The sequence below is a fragment of the Campylobacter concisus genome (genome assembly GCF_902460595.1).
In the GTDB taxonomy this organism is placed as follows: Bacteria; Campylobacterota; Campylobacteria; order Campylobacterales; family Campylobacteraceae; genus Campylobacter_A; species Campylobacter_A concisus_BL.
In genome coordinates this window covers 22,597-39,099 of record NZ_CABPVA010000002.1, presented here as the reverse complement: position 1 = coordinate 39,099, position 16,503 = coordinate 22,597, and the positions used below count along the sequence as shown (strand labels likewise).

16 protein-coding genes and 1 tRNA gene are annotated in these 16,503 nt (G+C 40.1%); 9 read left to right on the top strand and 8 right to left on the bottom strand.

The window, feature by feature from the left end:
* Positions 1 to 47: 47 nt before the first annotated feature.
* Genes F3G86_RS04935 through F3G86_RS04910 form a run of 6 tightly spaced genes read right to left on the bottom strand, consistent with a single transcriptional unit; the run spans position 48 to position 7,356 of the window.
* Positions 48 to 3,074 carry an efflux RND transporter permease subunit gene (locus tag F3G86_RS04935; RefSeq protein WP_149723173.1) on the bottom strand — a complete coding sequence of 1,009 codons (3,027 nt, stop codon included), beginning with the start codon at positions 3,072 to 3,074 and terminating at the stop codon, positions 48 to 50.
* Positions 3,071 to 3,814 carry an efflux RND transporter periplasmic adaptor subunit gene (locus F3G86_RS04930; protein WP_149723172.1) on the bottom strand — a complete coding sequence of 248 codons (744 nt, stop codon included), beginning with the start codon at positions 3,812 to 3,814 and terminating at the stop codon, positions 3,071 to 3,073. Before F3G86_RS04930 ends, F3G86_RS04935 begins: the two co-directional genes overlap by 4 nt.
* Positions 3,811 to 5,076: a TolC family protein gene (locus tag F3G86_RS04925; RefSeq protein ID WP_149723171.1), complete on the bottom strand. Its 1,266-nt coding sequence runs from the start codon at positions 5,074 to 5,076 to the stop codon at positions 3,811 to 3,813. Before F3G86_RS04925 ends, F3G86_RS04930 begins: the two co-directional genes overlap by 4 nt.
* Complete coding sequence (gene fliP, locus F3G86_RS04920) at positions 5,076 to 5,798, bottom strand: flagellar type III secretion system pore protein FliP (protein WP_374220070.1); 723 nt, start codon at positions 5,796 to 5,798, stop codon at positions 5,076 to 5,078. Before fliP ends, F3G86_RS04925 begins: the two co-directional genes overlap by 1 nt.
* Before the next feature lie 11 nt (positions 5,799 to 5,809).
* Positions 5,810 to 6,589, bottom strand: coding sequence for a flagellar motor protein MotB (locus F3G86_RS04915; RefSeq protein WP_009293623.1), 780 nt, complete (start codon positions 6,587 to 6,589; stop codon positions 5,810 to 5,812).
* Entirely contained in the window at positions 6,589 to 7,356 is a 768-nt protein-coding gene (locus F3G86_RS04910; protein ID WP_021086711.1) for a motility protein A, read from the bottom strand. The genes F3G86_RS04915 and F3G86_RS04910 overlap by 1 nt, the downstream gene beginning before the upstream one ends.
* 136 nt (positions 7,357 to 7,492) lie before the next feature.
* On the opposite strand from F3G86_RS04910, the gene glmU reads away from it, so the two are divergent.
* From glmU to truA, 7 genes are read left to right on the top strand one after another with little or no spacing between them, the layout of a single operon-like run.
* Positions 7,493 to 8,803, top strand: a complete 1,311-nt coding sequence (gene glmU, locus F3G86_RS04905) for a bifunctional UDP-N-acetylglucosamine diphosphorylase/glucosamine-1-phosphate N-acetyltransferase GlmU (RefSeq protein WP_149723170.1) — start codon at positions 7,493 to 7,495, stop codon at positions 8,801 to 8,803.
* A complete protein-coding gene (coaBC, locus tag F3G86_RS04900; protein ID WP_149723327.1) occupies positions 8,790 to 9,962 on the top strand; it encodes a bifunctional phosphopantothenoylcysteine decarboxylase/phosphopantothenate--cysteine ligase CoaBC in 1,173 nt (390 codons plus the stop codon). Before glmU ends, coaBC begins: the two co-directional genes overlap by 14 nt.
* On the top strand, positions 9,959 to 10,645 hold the full coding sequence (locus tag F3G86_RS04895) for a hypothetical protein (RefSeq protein WP_149723169.1): 687 nt from the start codon (positions 9,959 to 9,961) through the stop codon (positions 10,643 to 10,645). Before coaBC ends, F3G86_RS04895 begins: the two co-directional genes overlap by 4 nt.
* A gap of 3 nt (positions 10,646 to 10,648) precedes the next feature.
* Positions 10,649 to 11,320: a polyprenyl diphosphate synthase gene (uppS, locus tag F3G86_RS04890; protein ID WP_012001542.1), complete on the top strand. Its 672-nt coding sequence runs from the start codon at positions 10,649 to 10,651 to the stop codon at positions 11,318 to 11,320.
* Positions 11,321 to 11,327: 7 nt separating this feature from the next.
* Positions 11,328 to 12,116 (top strand): prepilin peptidase, encoded by a 789-nt coding sequence (locus F3G86_RS04885; protein WP_149723326.1) that lies wholly within the window; start codon positions 11,328 to 11,330, stop codon positions 12,114 to 12,116.
* Positions 12,109 to 13,137 (top strand): LptF/LptG family permease, encoded by a 1,029-nt coding sequence (locus F3G86_RS04880; RefSeq protein ID WP_148785471.1) that lies wholly within the window; start codon positions 12,109 to 12,111, stop codon positions 13,135 to 13,137. Before F3G86_RS04885 ends, F3G86_RS04880 begins: the two co-directional genes overlap by 8 nt.
* Entirely contained in the window at positions 13,137 to 13,868 is a 732-nt protein-coding gene (gene truA / locus F3G86_RS04875; RefSeq protein ID WP_149723168.1) for a tRNA pseudouridine(38-40) synthase TruA, read from the top strand. The genes F3G86_RS04880 and truA overlap by 1 nt, the downstream gene beginning before the upstream one ends.
* Positions 13,869 to 13,910: 42 nt before the next feature.
* On the opposite strand, the gene F3G86_RS04870 is transcribed toward truA, so the two are convergent.
* Positions 13,911 to 13,987 (bottom strand) — tRNA-Arg (locus tag F3G86_RS04870).
* Positions 13,988 to 14,096: 109 nt separating this feature from the next.
* Between F3G86_RS04870 and F3G86_RS04865 the strand changes: the two genes are divergently transcribed.
* Entirely contained in the window at positions 14,097 to 14,282 is a 186-nt protein-coding gene (locus tag F3G86_RS04865; protein WP_103573497.1) for a hypothetical protein, read from the top strand.
* 50 nt (positions 14,283 to 14,332) lie between these two features.
* The gene (locus F3G86_RS04860) at positions 14,333 to 15,157 is read left to right on the top strand and encodes an adenylosuccinate lyase (protein WP_149723167.1); all 825 of its coding nucleotides are present in this window, start codon (positions 14,333 to 14,335) and stop codon (positions 15,155 to 15,157) included.
* Positions 15,158 to 15,295: 138 nt separating this feature from the next.
* Here the strand turns inward: F3G86_RS04860 and F3G86_RS04855 are convergent, their stop codons facing one another.
* Positions 15,296 to 15,541 (bottom strand): hypothetical protein, encoded by a 246-nt coding sequence (locus F3G86_RS04855; protein ID WP_223228554.1) that lies wholly within the window; start codon positions 15,539 to 15,541, stop codon positions 15,296 to 15,298.
* Between the last annotated feature and the right edge of the window lie 962 nt (positions 15,542 to 16,503).

The following is a 16,503-nucleotide window of genomic DNA, read 5'->3' as shown; positions in this document are numbered from 1 at the left end:
TCCAGCCCAAAGAGGCAAAGCAAAGAGCAAAACCGCCAAAATATTCTTCAAATTCTCTCCCTTTCATAAAATTTTCTTATAAATTTATCAAGATTATAGACCCAAGCAAATAGCACTGGCACGACAAGTAGGCTTAGCAAGGTCGAGCTAATGAGCCCAAAGATGATGCTTATAGCCATAGGCGAGTTGGCCTCAAAGCCAGCGCCTCTGCCAAGCGCAAGAGGCAGCATGGCAAATATCATCGCAAAAGTGGTCATCAAAACAGCCCTTAAGCGCTTTTTAGCAGCCATTTTCACAGCTTCGTTTGCCTCCATACCGCTATTTGCAAAGTGATTTGCAAAATCAACGACTAAAATGGCATTTTTACCGACCATGCCAAAGAGCAAGATGACGCCAACCATGACAAATAGGCTAAATGGATTGCCGCTTATGAAAAGCCCTATCACCACGCCACAAAAGGCAAGCGGCATGGCTAGCATGATGAGAAATGGCAGCAAAAAGCTCTCATAAAGCGCAGCAAGCACCATGTAAATAAGCACCGCACTAGCACTCACCGTAAATATAAAAGAAGCGTTCGTATCGTCCATCAGCTCGACAAAACCAAGAAATTTATACTTGAAATTTGCTGGCAAAATTTCATCAAGCTTCTTTGAAATTTCATTTGCCACGTTATTTAGCGGAGCGTTGTTTTTGGTATTTGCTAGAAATTTGATCTCATCGGCTCTATTAAACCTTGAAATGCTAGCTGGCTTTTGCTCAAAACTAAGCGTCGCCACATCACCAAGTGTCACGAAAAAACCCTCATTGCTTCTTATCTTGGTCTTTAAGATATCATTTGTATCGCTTCTAAATTTATCATCAAGACGCATGTAAAGCTCATACTCTTTGCCATTTTCGTTTTCAAAAACAGAGACCTCGTTCTGGCTAAATGCGCTATAAACGGCGCTTGCAATGCTGGCTTTATCTAAATTTAGCCTCTTAGCCTTATCTTCATCGATAGAAATTTGCACACGCTTTAGCAGATCTTCTTCCGGCGAATTTACGTCCGTTGCGTCATTTATCTCTTTTAGCATTTTGCTGATCTTTGGTACAAATTTCTCTAGATCTTTGCCATTTTCAGACGTGATAGTAAGCTTAACTGGCTGCACATCGCCACCTTCGACAACTGGCAAGTCAGCCACAATGACACTCATATCGTCACTTTTTAGCTTGTCGCGAAACCTCTGCATGATAGCGTTTTGCCGCTCGTGATTAGCTCTATCTTTTAGCTCCTTTAGCCTAACGTAAGCTTTTACAAGATAAGGCTGCTTGGCGTCTGTGTAGCCAAGGATGAAGTAGGCGTAGGCGACCTGAGGATCGGCGTTTATGAGTGAAATTTTATCTTTTAGCCTCTCTTTGCTAGCTTGCAGGCTAAGTGAAGGGTCAAGCTTAAAGTAGATGTTAAACTCCGAGTTATCCTCGCTTGGCATGAAGTCACCACCTACAAATTTAGCCAGTCCAAACGAGCAAACAACGACCACAAGCGTTATAGCTAAAAATATGAGCTTAAATTTAAGCGCTAAAGTTAAAAGCTTCTCATAGAAATTTTCAAGCGCTTCAAAAAATGGCTCGCTCTTTATATAAAATTTGCTCTCCTTAGCATTTACAAACCTAGCACTAAGCGTCGGCACAAGAAATATACTCACGAAAAACGAGATGACGATGCCAGCTGCTACGCTCATCGCAAATGAGTTAAAGTACTTGCCAACGATGCCACTCATAAAGGCTATTGGCACAAAGACGCAAAGCAGCACGAGCGAGATCGCAAAGACGCTAAATGCTATCTCTTTTATGCCTGCAAAGCTTGCCTTTAGGGCATTTGGCTCATCTTTTAGCCGGCTAGCGATGTTTTCAGTGACGACTATCGCATCATCGATAAAAATTCCAATACCAAGCGTAAGCGCTATAAGGCTTAAGCGGTTGATGTCGTAGCCTAGGGCATTTATGATGAAAAATGTCGCTACAATGCTAGTTGGTATCGCCACGACTGAGATGATGGTGATCGAGAAATTTCTTAAAAACAGATATACGATCACGATGGTTAGCAAGACGCCAAGGATCATATCAAAGGCGGTTTGATCGATGTGCTTTTGTATCACTTCGCTCTTATCGTAGGCTATTTTTACGTCGTATTCGCTACCAAGTAGGCTTTTAAACTGATCTAGTTTTGACTTAGCTAGAGCGATCACGGTTAGAGCGTTTGCGTCTGGAGCTAGCTCAAGACCCAGCAAGACGCCGATTTGCTCGTTCATTATAGTAGCCTCGCTCGCGTCTTTGTGGGCTAACTCGACACTTGCGATATCTTTTAAAAAGACCCCTTGCTTGATCGTTAAATTTCTTATCTCATCTATGCTTTTGGCGCTGAAATTTGACTTGATCGCCATTTGGATCTGCTCATTTTCTATCTTGCCAAGTGGCGCTTTTAAATTTTCAACCTTTATCAAATTTGCCACTTCATTTGCACTAAGGGCGTTTTTATCAAGTTTAAATCTATCTAGTAAAATTTTCACCGCTGGCTCCAAAAAGCCATTAGTCTTAACCTTTGAAACGCCGCTTATGCGCTCTAAAAATGGCTTTGCTACGTCATCGATCTCTTGCATGAGCTTGGTTTCGTTGCCATCAAGCCTTGTGATAAAAAGGCTAAACACAGAAGAAGAGAGCCCGTTTAGCTTTTCTATCTCGTAGTTTGCGCCAACTCTCGCCTTTTGCATCTTGTCGCGGACGTCGTTTGTAGCGCCCTCTAGGTCTTTGTTTAGCTCAAATTCGATACTTACCACGCTTAGGTTGTCAAAGCTAGTTGAGTAAAGCTTTTTTATCCCCTCGATGCTTGAGACCTCGTCCTCGATCTTTTGCGTGATCTTTGTCTTGATGTAGTTCATATCGCCATTTGCGTAGGTTGTGATCTTTACTATCGGGATATTTACTTGCGGATATAAATTTACATTCATCGTCTTTAGCGAGTAGATGCCAAAGACAACGAGGCTTAAAAATATCATAAGCGTAGTTATGGGGCGGTTTATGGCTGTTTTTATCATTTATTTTCGCCGATTATCACTTTTCCTTGACCAAACATGCCTGGCTTCATCCCCACATCGTAAGCTTCGGCGTAAAATTTTCTAGTCTCTCTTTTTATCTCTGGATGAATGAGCGCGATTTTTAGCTCTTTTTCTTCGCTCATGGCGTCGAGCTTAAATTTAAATGTATCGTCAACTTTTACTAAATTTGCATATTTTTCGTCGATAGCTATTAAAATTTTAACCTCTTCGGAGTTTAAGACAAAGGCTGGCTGAAGCGGCGAAGCGCTCTCGCCAAGCTCGACATTTTTACTAGCTATGACGCCATCAAAAGGAGCTTTTAAAAGAGCCTTTTTAAGATGATCATCTGCGTTTAAAATGGCGATCTCAGCGCTTTGCACTCTAAGAGTTGCCTCATCAAATTTATACTTTACCTCATCAAATTCTTGTTTTGAAGTGACGTCCTTTACTTGGCTAAATTTATTAAAGGTGTTTTTAGCAAATTCTTTGGCATTTTTGGCAAGCGCTAGGTCGTTTTTTGCCTTTTTTAGAGCGATCTCAAGGCTTGTTTGATCAAGACTAGCTAAAGCGTCGCCCTTTTTAACGTGACTTGAGACATCTACAAAAATTTTATCTACCTTGCCACTGCTCTCAAATGCAAGCTTTGAGCTTTGCTTGGCATAAACTTCAAAATCAGCAAAAATTTCCTCCCCTGCAAATGAAAAAATGCAAAATATCATTAAAATTATAAGTTTTTTCAATCCCTAATCCTCTCTAAAATTCGCTCGCCGCTTTCAAAAAAATACTCCGCCTTTTTTATCTCCAGCTCATCTTTTGCCCCTTCAAAAAGGCTAATGGCGTCAAATTTTTGTGAGAGCGCCTCAAGCAGGTCGCTATATCCTAAAAGCCCAGAGTTATACTTCTCAAAGCTCGCTTTAAGTGCTAGATCACTCGCCTTTACATACTCATTTAGCGAGGCGATCTTTGAGCTAAGAGTTGCGATCTCGTTTTGTAAATTTTTAAGTTTTGTCTCGTTTTCACGCTTTTTATACTCTAAATTTAGCCTCGCTTCATCAAGCGCGATCTTGCTAGTTTGGCTCATCTTACTAGTGGCAAAAAAGTCAAAAATTTTCCACCTAAAGCTAACGCCAAATTTATTGCCGTGCGTATCTTCTTTTAGATATTTATCAAGATATGGGCGGTAAGCGCTATACTTGCCAAGGTCGATGTCGTAGTTATTTTTGTAAAATCCATATGTATCATAAAGCGAAATTTGAGGTAAAAAGCCAGCTCTTGTCTCGCTAAGCTTAGCTTCGCTTATAAAAATATCTTGATTTAGCCTGTCAAGCTCGGCGTTTTTTGAAGCTAAATTTGAGCTAATATCAGCCATTTTTGCCCCGCTAAGTGGCGCGATTTGCTCGCCTGTTAGCAAAATTATCTCATTTAAAATTTGCTCCATTTTGTTTTTGTATTCAAGCTGCGTGCTGTTTGCTAGGTGGTATTTTGCCCGCACATTTTCTAGCTCATCTTTTGGGGCAAGTCCTGCTTTGTTTGCCTTTTCAAGCTTGTCTAAAACGCCTTTTAAGAAATTTGCCTGAGCGTTTTTGGCGGCTATTATATTTTCAAGTGCGCAGGCGTTAAAGTATAAATTTACAGCCTTAAAAGCAAGGTAGTTTTTGGCTTCATCACTTGTGATAGCGGCTTTGTTTTTTAAAAGCTGGCTCATCTTTAGCCTAGCCTCTCTCGCCCCGCCGTCGTATAGTAGAAAATCGATCCTAGCTAGCACGCCAGCTGACTCTTTGGCGACTATGCTTGGAAAGGTGCTTGCGTTTTTGCCGTATGAGCCCTCTAGGCTGAGGCTTGGCAAATAGGCGCTTGATGTCGCTTCGTCATTTAAATTTGCTCTTTTTAGTTCAAGCTCTTTGATCTTTGAAATTTCATTTTGAGTGGCCTTGTTTGCTATCTCGCTTAAATTTGATCCAAATAGCGCCAAAGGCAAAAGTGCTAATAAAATTTTCTTCATCAGTGAAAGCTCTTTACTAAATTTCCTATTAGCAAATTCCAGCCATCAACTAGCACAAAGATGAGTAGCTTAAATGGCAGCGAGATCATAACAGGAGGCAGCATCATCATACCCATCGCCATCAAAACGGAGCTTACAACCATGTCGATAACTAAAAACGGCAGATAGAGCAAAAATGCTATCTCAAAAGATGTCTTTAGCTCGCTTATCATAAAGGCTGACATCGCGATGCTTAGCGGGATCTCCTCGATATTTGCTGGATTTTGCAAATTTCTAATCCTAAAAAATAACGCCAGATCCTTCTCTCTAGTGTTTTTGACCATAAATTCTTTAAATGGCTTTAAGCTCTTATCAAGCATCTCCTCATAGCCTATCTGCTCGGCTATATAAGGCTTTATGCCCTCATCGTAGCTTCTTTGACCAACTGGCTCCATGATGAAAAATGTAAGCACCATCGCAAGCGAGATAAGCACCGTTGAAGGTGGCACTTGCTGCGTGCCCATCGCTTGACGCAAAAATGAAAATACAATGACAAGGCGCAAAAAGCTCGTCATCATAAAGATGAGCGAAGGAGCGAGTGCTAGTGCGGTGAGGATTAGTAAAACATTTAGTGAATTTACAAGCTGCTCGGCATTTTGCGGTGAATTTAGGCTTAAATTTATAGTTGGTAGCGCAGGATCAGCGCCAAAAACCACACAAAACAAAACCGCTAAACTAAGCAGTGCTTTCACGACTAATTCCTCGTATCAAGGATACTTTTCTTAGTAGCCTCTTTATTTTTTGGCTCGAGCGAAACGAAGTGAATTTCTACTCTATTGTTTTTAGCTCTGCCCTCCTCTGTGCTGTTGCTAGCGATCGGATCAAAAGAGGCTCTGCCAGAAGTGATAAGCCTCTCTTGTGGCACGCCATCGCTAACTAGCTCTTCAAGCACACTTAGCGCTCTTGCGGTAGAGAGCTGCCAGTTGTTTTTGTATATAGAGTCTTTACTTGGATTTGTATTATCAGTGTATCCGATGATATCCGTTTTTACTTCATTTGGCATTTTGGCTATGATCATGCCTATTCGCTTTAAAAAGAGCTTCGCATCCTCGCCAGAAATTTCAGCGCTATCTTTGTCAAAGAGCATCGCAGCTGGAAGTCTCACGATAAAGCCATCCTCGCTCTCCTCCATAGTGATCTCAGGTGCCCCACTAGCCGTTAGTAACTCATTTATCTTTTTAACAGTCGAAGTGACCTCGTTTTGAGCGCCTTTTTGAGCTTTTGGCTTTGGAGTGCGTCTGCTTTCAGGATCTGTCTCTTTTTCTACCTGACTATCTGGTCTTGCGCCACCCTCTAACACGCTTAGCGCACCAGCTAGTGAGCCAACAGCAGCCTCCATTTTTTTAGCATCCATCGTCGCCATAGAAAGGAGCAAAACAAAGAAGCAAAGTAGGAGTGACATAAGGTCACCAAAGGCAGCCAGCCACTCAGGCATACACTTTGGGCACTCTTCTGGTTTTATTAACTTACCCATTATTCAAACTGACTTTTTCTATCTTTTGGAGGTAAAAATGCTAAGAGCTTAGCCTCAAGAGTTCTTGGGTTGTCCCCTGCTTGTATCGCCATAATTCCCTCTAAAATGACTTGCTTCTCAAGTGCCTCATCAGCATCGCGGATCGAGAGGATGTTTGCAACAGGCGAGCCGATGATGTTACCTATCATCGCACCATAAAGTGTCGTAAGCAAGGCAACCGCCATAGATGGACCGATCGCACTAGGATCTGACATATTTAGAAGCATCGCAACAAGGCCAATGAGCGTTCCGATCATACCCATCGCACCTGCAAAACCGCCTACTTGCTCGAAAATTTTGATGTTATTTGCATGTCTTGTGCTAGTTTGATCTATATCGATCTCTAAAAGCGCTCTGATCGCATCTGGCTCATTGCCATCAACTGCCATCGAAAGCCCTTTTTTTAAAAATTGATTTGTCTCATTATTTACTTCGCTCTCAAGTGCCAAAATGCCATCTCGCCTAGCTTTGGTTGAGTAATCAACTACTTTTTTTATAGTCTCAGGTAAATTTACAACAACTGATGGCTTAACAGCGACACCATAAAATTTACCGATACCTTTAAGCGTCTCCATCTTGAAGCCAACCATCATAACGCCGATAGTACCACCAAAAACGATCATCACAGAAGGGATATCGATGTATGGTCCTATACCAACGCCTATCGCCATTGATCCAAACAAAAGCACTAGGGTCAAAACCCAGCCGACGACGGTTCCTAAATCCATTTAAACTCGCTTTATTTATAAATTCTTAAGATTGCCTATTCTATTAGCTTTTTGTTGAAAAAATCGTTAAATTAAAAAAAATGTTTGCCATTTTTTGCTACAATCTGCGAAATTTTTAACGTTAAAAGGCTTAAAAATGAACAATAATACTTCAATCATAATCCTAGCTGCTGGTCTTGGCACCAGGATGAAATCAAAACGCCCAAAAGTCCTATTTGAGCTATGCGGCGAGCCAATGATCATTCACATCTTAAAGCAAGCTTATGCGATCACAAATGACGTTAGCGTCGTGCTTCACTACGAAAAAGAGTTAATTAGCAAAAAGATAAAAGAAATTTTCCCTCAAACTAAAATTTTCGAGCAAGATCTAGCAAATTTCCCAGGTACTGCTGGCGCTATAAAAGGCGTAAGCTTAAGCGGCGAAAAGGTGCTTGTCACTTGCGGCGACATGCCACTTGTTAGATCAACTGACCTTATGCGTCTAGCAAATGCCGAAGCAGACGTAGTTATGAGCTCATTTGAAGCGGCAAATCCTTTTGGCTACGGCAGAGTCATCATAAAAAACGGCAAAGTTGAGGCCATCGTCGAGCAAAAAGATGCGAGCGAAGCGCAGCTTGCCATAAAAAGCGTAAATGCTGGCTGCTACTGCTTTAAACGCGAGGCGCTAGAGCAAATTTTACCGCTCATAAGCAACCAAAACGCGCAAAAAGAGTACTACCTAACTGACGCCATAAAAATAGCAAATAAAAAGGGCTTAAAGTGCGTTGCAGTAAATGTTAATGAGCAAAATTTCATGGGCATAAATGATAAATTTCAGCTAAGCATCGCCGAAAAAATCATGCAAGATGAGATCAAACAAAATTTGATGAAAGCTGGTGTTTTGATGCGCATGCCTGAGAGCATTTTCATAGACAGCAGGGCTAAATTTGAAGGCGAGTGCGTGCTCGAAGAAAACGTAAGCATCCTTGGCGAGTGCGTTATCTCTGAGAGCATCATTAAAAGCTCATCAGTGATAGAAAGTAGCGTCATCAAAAACTCAGACATCGGCCCACTAGCTCACATAAGGCCAAATTCTGAAATTTCTGACACGCACATAGGAAATTTCGTCGAGGTTAAAAAGGGCGTCCTTAGCGGCGTAAAAGCTGGACATTTGAGCTATCTTGGCGACTGCGAGATAGAAAGTGGCACAAATATCGGTTGTGGCACGATCACATGCAACTACGACGGCAAGGCAAAATACAAAACAAAGATCGGCAAAAACGTCTTTGTTGGCTCAGATACACAGCTAGTCGCCCCTGTAAATATCGCTGATAACGTCATCATCGCAGCTGGTAGCACCATCACAAAAGACGTTGAGAGCGGTGCTCTAGCTATCAGCAGAGGTCGCCAAGAGAACAAAAGCGGCTTTTTTGAGAAATTCTTTGGCAAAGACGATGTTAAAAAATAAGAAAATTTTACTTGCCGTTTGCGGCAGTATCGCCTTTTACAAGGCATTCGAAATTTTATCACTGCTTAAAAAGCAAGGCACTGATGTCTATGTGGCTTTAAGTGACGGAGCGCTTGAATTTTGCAGTGTAAGCGGCTTTGAGGCGCTAAGCGAGCATAAAATTTTAAGCTCACAAACGCAAAACTGGCAAGATGGCGTAAATCACATAGCCTACTCTAAAATGGATCTAGTCCTCATCGCACCCGCCTCGGTAAATACGATAAATAAGCTAACAGCTGGGATCTGCGACAATGTCTTCATGCAAACGCTAATCGCTGCCTCGCACGTGCCTTTGGTCATTGCTCCAGCAGCAAATAACAATATGATCGAGCACTTCACGACGCAAAATTCGCTTGAAATTTTAAAGAAAAACGGCGCTTTAGTAGTTGAGCCAGTCCTTAAAACTCTAGCTTGCGGTGACGTTGGCAAGGGTGCTTTAGCAAGCCCTGAAGCGATAGTAGAAGCTGCTATTAAAAGGCTTAGCAAGCCACTTTTCGCAGGTAAAAAAGTAGTGATAACGGGCGGTGCGACAACTGAAAAGATAGATGATGTTAGAGCCATTACAAATTTCTCAAGTGGCAAGATGGCAAGAGCTTTGGCTAGAGCCTTTTACTACGCAGGTGCGGAGGTAAAACTGCTTGCTAGCTTTGAAACTAGTAGCGAGCCGTTTCTTAGCCTTAAATTTAGCTCAAGTGGCGAGCTTTTAGAGCTTTGTAAGAGCGAGTGCGAGGAGGCAAATTTACTTGTAATGTGTGCTGCGGTGAGCGATTTTGTACCAACAAAAATTGATGGCAAGATAAAAAAAGAGGACGTTGGAGAAAGCTTTAATTTAAACCTAAAGAAAAATGTCGATATTTTGCAAAGCTTAAAAGAGTTTAAATGTAAAAAGATCGGCTTTAAACTTGAGATTTCAAACGAAAACGCTCTTAAAAGCGCAAGATCAATGCTAGAGAAAAAAGGGCTTGACGCAGTTTGTCTAAATATTTTGGGCGAGAAAAATGGCTTTGCAAGTGAGCAAAACGAGGTAAATTTCATTACAAGTGGTGACGAAACCCTGCTACCGCTTGCCTCAAAAGATGAGATCGCAGGGCGCATCGTGGAGCTAGCAGCAAATTTATGATAGAGCAAATCTCACGCGTCCAAAAGATAGCAAAAAACAGTCAAGCCCCGCTAGTAGCGATAAATTCGTCCTTGCCGCTTAGCATTTTGGTGAGCCAAAAGGTCGGTTTTAACAGATATATCTTAAATTTCGCAAATAGAAATTTAAACACAAAAAGTGTAAAAGAGCTAAACGTGGGCTCAAGATACTGGGGCGAGGTGCATAGTCAGGGCGAAAACATCGTCATAAAAAATTTATACGAAAAGCCAAAAATTTTAGATGAGGACGTTTTGGCTGACGGGCTAAATTTGATAGAAAATTTGGTAAAAAACGAAAATTTATCCTGGCTTTACAGCTATTTATTTAAAAACTTAGGCGAAGTTAAAACAAAAGATGAGATGAGAGTGCTGGCAAAAATGCTCTTTGCTCTGCAAGAAAACGTCGTGCATATACCATTTGCGTATAGCGGCACAAACGGCATCTTCCAGCTTAAAAAAGAGGCAAATGAGATGATAGTTTTTCTTGTTTTTTCAAATTTTGCGCCGCTTATTTTTAAATTTAAAGATGAAAATTTATATGAGATCGCAACTCCATTTAGCAATGTCGCAAGCTTGTTAAAAAGCGAATTCAGCGCCGCAGTTGTGGTGCAAAACGTAAGCGCTCTTTGGAGTAAAAAAGAGCAGATAATTGACTTTAAAGGCTAGACATTGAACAAACTTAACCACCTCGCTATCATCATGGACGGCAACGGACGCTGGGCGAAAAAGCGTGGATTTTTACGAACAAATGGACACGAGGCCGGAGCAAATGTAGTGAGCGATATGTGCGAATTTTGCATAGATAACGGGGTGAAAATTTTAAGCCTTTACGCATTTAGCACCGAAAACTGGAAAAGACCGCAAAAAGAGGTTGATTTTTTGATGAATTTACTTAAAAAATTTCTTCTTTTAAAGCGTGATGATTTTATAAAAAATGGGATCAAATTTAACACGATCGGCGACATCTCGCCATTTAGCGATGAGCTAAAAAATGAGATAGAGATCACCAAAAATGCAACAAGGGAAAATACAAATTTGCTTTTAAATTTAGCGATAAACTACGGCTCAAAAGATGAGATCATAAGAGCCATAAAAAAGCTAAATTTAAAAGGTTGCGAGATAAATGAAACGAGCTTAAATGCGGCACTTGATGAGAGTGAGCCAGTGGATCTTCTCATTAGAACTGGCGGCGAGAGCAGGCTTTCAAATTTCATGCTCTGGCAGGCAAGCTACGCGGAGCTATTTTTCACGCCGACACTTTGGCCTGACTTTGGCAAGGATGAGCTTGCAAGCATCGTTGCGAAATTTAAAGATATAGAGCGAAGATTTGGCGGAGTTTAGTGAGATTATGGATATTTTAGTCATCTTTTTTGCCGTTTTTGCTTTTGTTCTTGGCATCTGCGTGGGTTCATTTTCAAATGTGCTGATATACCGCTTGCCACGAAGTGAAAGCATAAATTTCCCAGCTTCTCACTGTCCAAAATGCTCTCACAAGCTAAATTTTTATCACAACGTTCCACTTTTGTCATGGCTATTTTTAGGCGGAAAATGCGCCTTTTGCAAGCAAAAGATAAGCCTTGTCTATCCGCTGGTTGAGCTAGTCTCTGGGATACTTTTTCTGATCTGCTTTTTTAAAGAGTGCGGCGAAGTTTTAAGCTTAGAAACCTTGCTTTATGCGCTATTTTTAGGGCTTTGCTTTATCATGCTACTAGCCCTTAGCGTCATAGATATAAGATATAAAGCCGTGCCAGATCCACTCCTTTTTGCAGCGCTATTTTTTGCATTTGGCTACGCCCTGCTGCTTTTTATCTTTAAAGGAAATTTTGCTCAAATTTTAAATTTAATCCTTTTTGGATTTATCTTTTGGGCGCTAAGATTTGTCGTGAGCTTTGCAATGAAGCGCGAAGCCATGGGTAGTGCCGATATCTTTATCGCAGCGATCATCGGAGCCATTTTACCAGCCAAGCTAGCCCTTGTGGCGATCTATCTGGCCGCACTTCTTACGCTTCCAGTCTATGCGCTCGTTCGCAAAAAGGGCTACGAGCTAGCCTTTGTGCCGTTTTTAAGCCTAGGGCTGCTTGTCACCTACGCTTATGACGGGCAAATTTTAGAAATTTTAAGGTTCATTTATGAGTAGAGTAAATAAATATCTTTTGTTTAACTTTTTAGGCACGTTTGCATCGCTATTTAGTACACTTTTTTTGATCATGTCGATCGTCTTTTTCATCCAGATCGCGCGTATCACCTCATACATCGAGATCAGCTTTGGCGAGCTCTTTAAACTCTACTCATTTATGCTCCCTCGCGTGCTGCTATTTGTCGTGCCTATCGCGTTTTTCGTCTCACTTGCAATGACACTTTTTAGGCTATCAAAAGAGAATGAAAGTATCGTCATCTTTACACTTGGTGGCTCACCAAATAAAATTGCAAGATTTTTCTTAGCATTTTCAGCTCTTTTAAGCGCTGCCTTGCTGGTAGTTGCCATCGTCATGATACCAATAGCCGCCCAGCTAAATGCAAATTTCATCGACTATAAAAAGACAGTTGCTAAGCTAAATTTAAAGCCAACTCAGTTTGGACAAAAATTCTCCGACTGGATGGTCTATGTGGGCAGCGAAAGTGAAGACAAAAATGGCACGACCTACAAAGATATCGTGATGTTTAACCCCTTTGTCAAAGACTCACAGCGCCTAATAACCGCTAAAAACGCAAAGATCATAAACGTGGGTCAAAGTGTGGAACTCTCTTTAAACGAGGGCAAAATGTATGACATCAGAGATGAAATTTATCATCAAAGTAACTTCAAATCGATGAAGATAAGAACCGCCCAAAGTGAGGAAATAAGCGACGTTGGCAGCATCAAAGAGTACTGGATGGAGGCAGCTAGCAGCGATAAACGTAGAAAAGATCTTAGTACTTACGTCCTAGTGGCCCTCTTCCCGCTTGCAAGCACGCTCTTTGCTATCAGCCTTGGCATCGTCACATACAGATACGAAAAGGGCATGGTCTATGTTGGCACTTTTGGCGTTTTGTTTGGATATTTTACGCTCATAATGCTCTTTTCATCAAAGCCAGCACTAGCGATACCGCTCATATTTTTCGTATTTTTACTAGCTGGCGTCTTGCTTTATAAAGCCAAGATCACACGAAGATACTGATGAAAATTCAGCTAATCTACAGCTACGATGGCTCTAAATTTCAAGGCTCGCAGACCCAGCCACACGAAAATGGCGTAGAGGATGAGTTAGAGCGCGCCCTAGCTCACGTTGGCATTTTCGAAAGAGTGGTCTCTAGCTCGCGCACTGATAAAAGCGTGCACGCAAACAACCAAAGCTCAAGCGTCGTTTGCGGCGATCACTTTACAAATTTAGAGCGCCTAAGAGATCTCATAAACCGCCACGCACACCCAAACATTCACATAAAACGCATAAATTTAGTGGATGAAAGTTTTCAAGCAAGATATGACGCAGTAGCAAGGTCGTATAGATATGTGATAGATCACGGCAAATTTGATGTTTTTAGCTCAAACTACAAGGTGTTTTTGCCTAAATTTGACACCAGAAAAGCAAATGAAATTTTGCAAAATTTTATCGGCGAGCATGATTTTAGCGCATATATGAAAACTGGAAGCGACACAAAAAGCCCAGTGCGCGAAATTTACAAAGCATTTTGCTACGCATACAAAGAGCAAACTATCATCGTTTTTAAGGCAAATGGTTTTTTGCGTGGCCAGGTACGCCTCATGGTTGCAAATTTACTAAAAGCGCTAAAGCAAAAAGATGGTAGCAAGCTCATCAAAGCTTCGCTAAATGGACATCCTGCCCTAACTCGCATACCAGCATCAGCTGAAGGGCTATATCTAAATAGAGTTTTTTATAAATTTAACTAATCTAAAAAGTGGTCTGAAAATAAAATTTGGGGAGAAAAAGGATGGTGCGCCCGAGAGAATTCGAATCTCTGACCTTTTGAACCGCAATCAAATGCTCTATCCAGCTGAGCTACGAGCGCACATGAAAAATTAAGTTGTGATATTAACCAAACTTTCCTTAAAAAGAGATTGTATTCATTTTAAATTTATAACCTTTTTAGTAAAATCCATTGTGCAAAAGGAGCAAAAATGAACGATTTTTTCGATAGTCTAAAAGAGATAAAAAAAGAGCTTGCAAAAGAGCAAGGCGTGGCTAAAAAGCCCCAAAAAGAGGCCGTTTCTCACACAAAAGAAGAGGCGATCTTGCACAAAGAACAAAAGCTAAGAGATGAGTTTTTAGCATATACAAAAGATAGCAATATCAGGAAAATTTAACTTTGGAACGCTAGTTGCTTTAAGTGGGGATATTTTGAATGGAGAAACCCATGAATATAACCCAAACTTTAGAATCTTTAAGCATTTTAACCGATAGCGACGCCCTTTTTTGCGAGCTTCGCGCACTGATAAGTAAAAATTTCACAAAAACCCTAGCAAACAAAGACAAGATCATCTCTTTTTACGAAGAGAGCGAGATCCCGCAGCGAAAATGCTTCTTAAAATTTATAAAAAAACTCTACGAAAAACAGGGCAACGAGCTTGACGTGACCTTTGCAAAATACAAAACCATAAAACTATCTTTAGTGCAAAGAAACGCTCTAACAAACATCTACAACATCGACATTGAGTTTTTATATGGCGAGATGATCTTTACGCTAAACAACACTCCAAGAGCTTTTGCTAGCTACATTTTGCAAAATTTTAAAAGCAATGAGTCTAAATTTGACGAGAAAAATCATAAATTTAGCCTAAAAATAAAAAAAGATAGCGATTTTGACTTGATAGAAGAGATCATCTCAAGACGCGAACATCTAAAATTTATAGTAAATTTTAACTACAACGAGAGCAAATTTAAAGAGTTCAAAAGAAACTACAAGATCCAAAACTCGGCCAAATTTAAAAGTCGCTTCAGCGCTTTGGCAAATTTACTAGAAGAAAATTTTGAAATTTTAGGCTGCTCAAATAGCGATAGCTTCGAAACCGTAAGAGATAACTACCTGACCCTTGCTAAAATTTACCACCCAGACAGACACTCAAGCAAAAGCGAAAGCATCAAAAACGAATATAACGCTAAATTTAAAAAAATCCAAGCAGCCTACGAGGGGTTAAAACCATTCTTTAAAAACCAAGAGAATTTTATAAAGGTGGGCTAAATAGAGCTGGTTAAATTTACATATAGCAAATTTTACACTTATTTTTATGTTTTTCGATATCATCTGTTTTACTAAAGATGACAAGAGAAATCCGCTTAACCCATCCTGAGCTAAATTTATTTAATTTTATATCAAGATTTACTCCGCGATGCGATTTACCCATATTAAAAACTCGTCGTTTGAATTTTCGTCGCCCATATGCGCGGGCGTAACCAGCTCAAGCGCTGTTTGCGGAATGGTTGTTTTAAACATATCCTCTATCCACTGCTGAAATTCTATGTTTGGATACACAATAAAATCGCTACCCTCCCTGTTTGGCGGCATACTAAAATTCTCATTCTCATCCCAGCAAATTTCATCGTATCCTATTGCAATCAACCGCAAAAAATCAAGCCCGTTGTGAGCCAAAACGCAACTCTTCTATAATTCAATAGTTGTTTAAAGCAAAAGCACATGAACACTGGTGTATTTATGGCTCTTTCAGACTTAGTAAAACACATCATAACTGGCAAATCACCGACAAACGAGTAGTTTTATTTAAGCATATAGCTGTATATAAAAAAGATTGTTGTGCAAATAGTAATAACGCTTGCGCAGGCTCTTAATCTAAACGATCCCAAATATTTGTCACCAGCCATCTAAACGAACAACCAACACAAACGCAAAAAGAACATAAACTACTAAATATTCATAGCATAGCTATTTTGCTGTGATCTACACAAGAATAAAGAGAATTAGATGTGTAAAAAGCCAAACTTTATATTACCAACACAAATGGTGACGAAATAATGTTTTGATGCTTAAAAACATATCAAATTTATGCTAGACATGAAAGAGTTTTTAAATAAAAAAATTATTTGCTTACTTATAACATTACAAGATGTGTTTGCTAATCATCTAAGACTCTTTACATAAACGCCATTTCCGTTTTGAAACACCAAGTTCATGGTAGTTTTATAAAAAATTTAGTATAATCAATAGTACTTTTTGCAAAAAATTATTTCATTATCAACAAACATGCCTTGAATCATTAAAAATATCTATACACCTAATTTGTGATTTGATCATTAATGCCAAAACCTCAATCTGCACGAGCTCTGCATTGTCAAATCATCAGTTAGTCAAAAATTACTTTTCTATACCTTTAACATTTAAAGCTTCAAACAGACTCTTTTTGACTTCAGTATTATAAAAAATCTAAGGTACCCATAATTTTTAACATAGTCATCTCTTCATCATCAATATCTATTAACCTATTTTATCACATGCAGATGGCTTTAAGCCTTCACATCTTATCACTATGACTTATAATTTCCCTTTCTAGAGACTTTTTCATAAAGACAAAC

Coding starts and splice junctions, on each gene's coding strand:
- F3G86_RS04865 (WP_103573497.1), top strand. CDS start 14,097: ATGAACGATTTTTTCGATAGTCTAAAAGAGATAAAAAAAGAGCTTGCA.
- coaBC (WP_149723327.1), top strand. CDS start 8,790: ATGTTAAAAAATAAGAAAATTTTACTTGCCGTTTGCGGCAGTATCGCC.
- F3G86_RS04885 (WP_149723326.1), top strand. CDS start 11,328: ATGGATATTTTAGTCATCTTTTTTGCCGTTTTTGCTTTTGTTCTTGGC.
- F3G86_RS04880 (WP_148785471.1), top strand. CDS start 12,109: ATGAGTAGAGTAAATAAATATCTTTTGTTTAACTTTTTAGGCACGTTT.
- glmU (WP_149723170.1), top strand. CDS start 7,493: ATGAACAATAATACTTCAATCATAATCCTAGCTGCTGGTCTTGGCACC.
- truA (WP_149723168.1), top strand. CDS start 13,137: ATGAAAATTCAGCTAATCTACAGCTACGATGGCTCTAAATTTCAAGGC.
- F3G86_RS04910 (WP_021086711.1), bottom strand. CDS start 7,356: ATGGATTTAGGAACCGTCGTCGGCTGGGTTTTGACCCTAGTGCTTTTG.
- F3G86_RS04895 (WP_149723169.1), top strand. CDS start 9,959: ATGATAGAGCAAATCTCACGCGTCCAAAAGATAGCAAAAAACAGTCAA.
- F3G86_RS04860 (WP_149723167.1), top strand. CDS start 14,333: ATGAATATAACCCAAACTTTAGAATCTTTAAGCATTTTAACCGATAGC.
- F3G86_RS04925 (WP_149723171.1), bottom strand. CDS start 5,076: ATGAAGAAAATTTTATTAGCACTTTTGCCTTTGGCGCTATTTGGATCA.
- F3G86_RS04915 (WP_009293623.1), bottom strand. CDS start 6,589: ATGGGTAAGTTAATAAAACCAGAAGAGTGCCCAAAGTGTATGCCTGAG.
- F3G86_RS04935 (WP_149723173.1), bottom strand. CDS start 3,074: ATGATAAAAACAGCCATAAACCGCCCCATAACTACGCTTATGATATTT.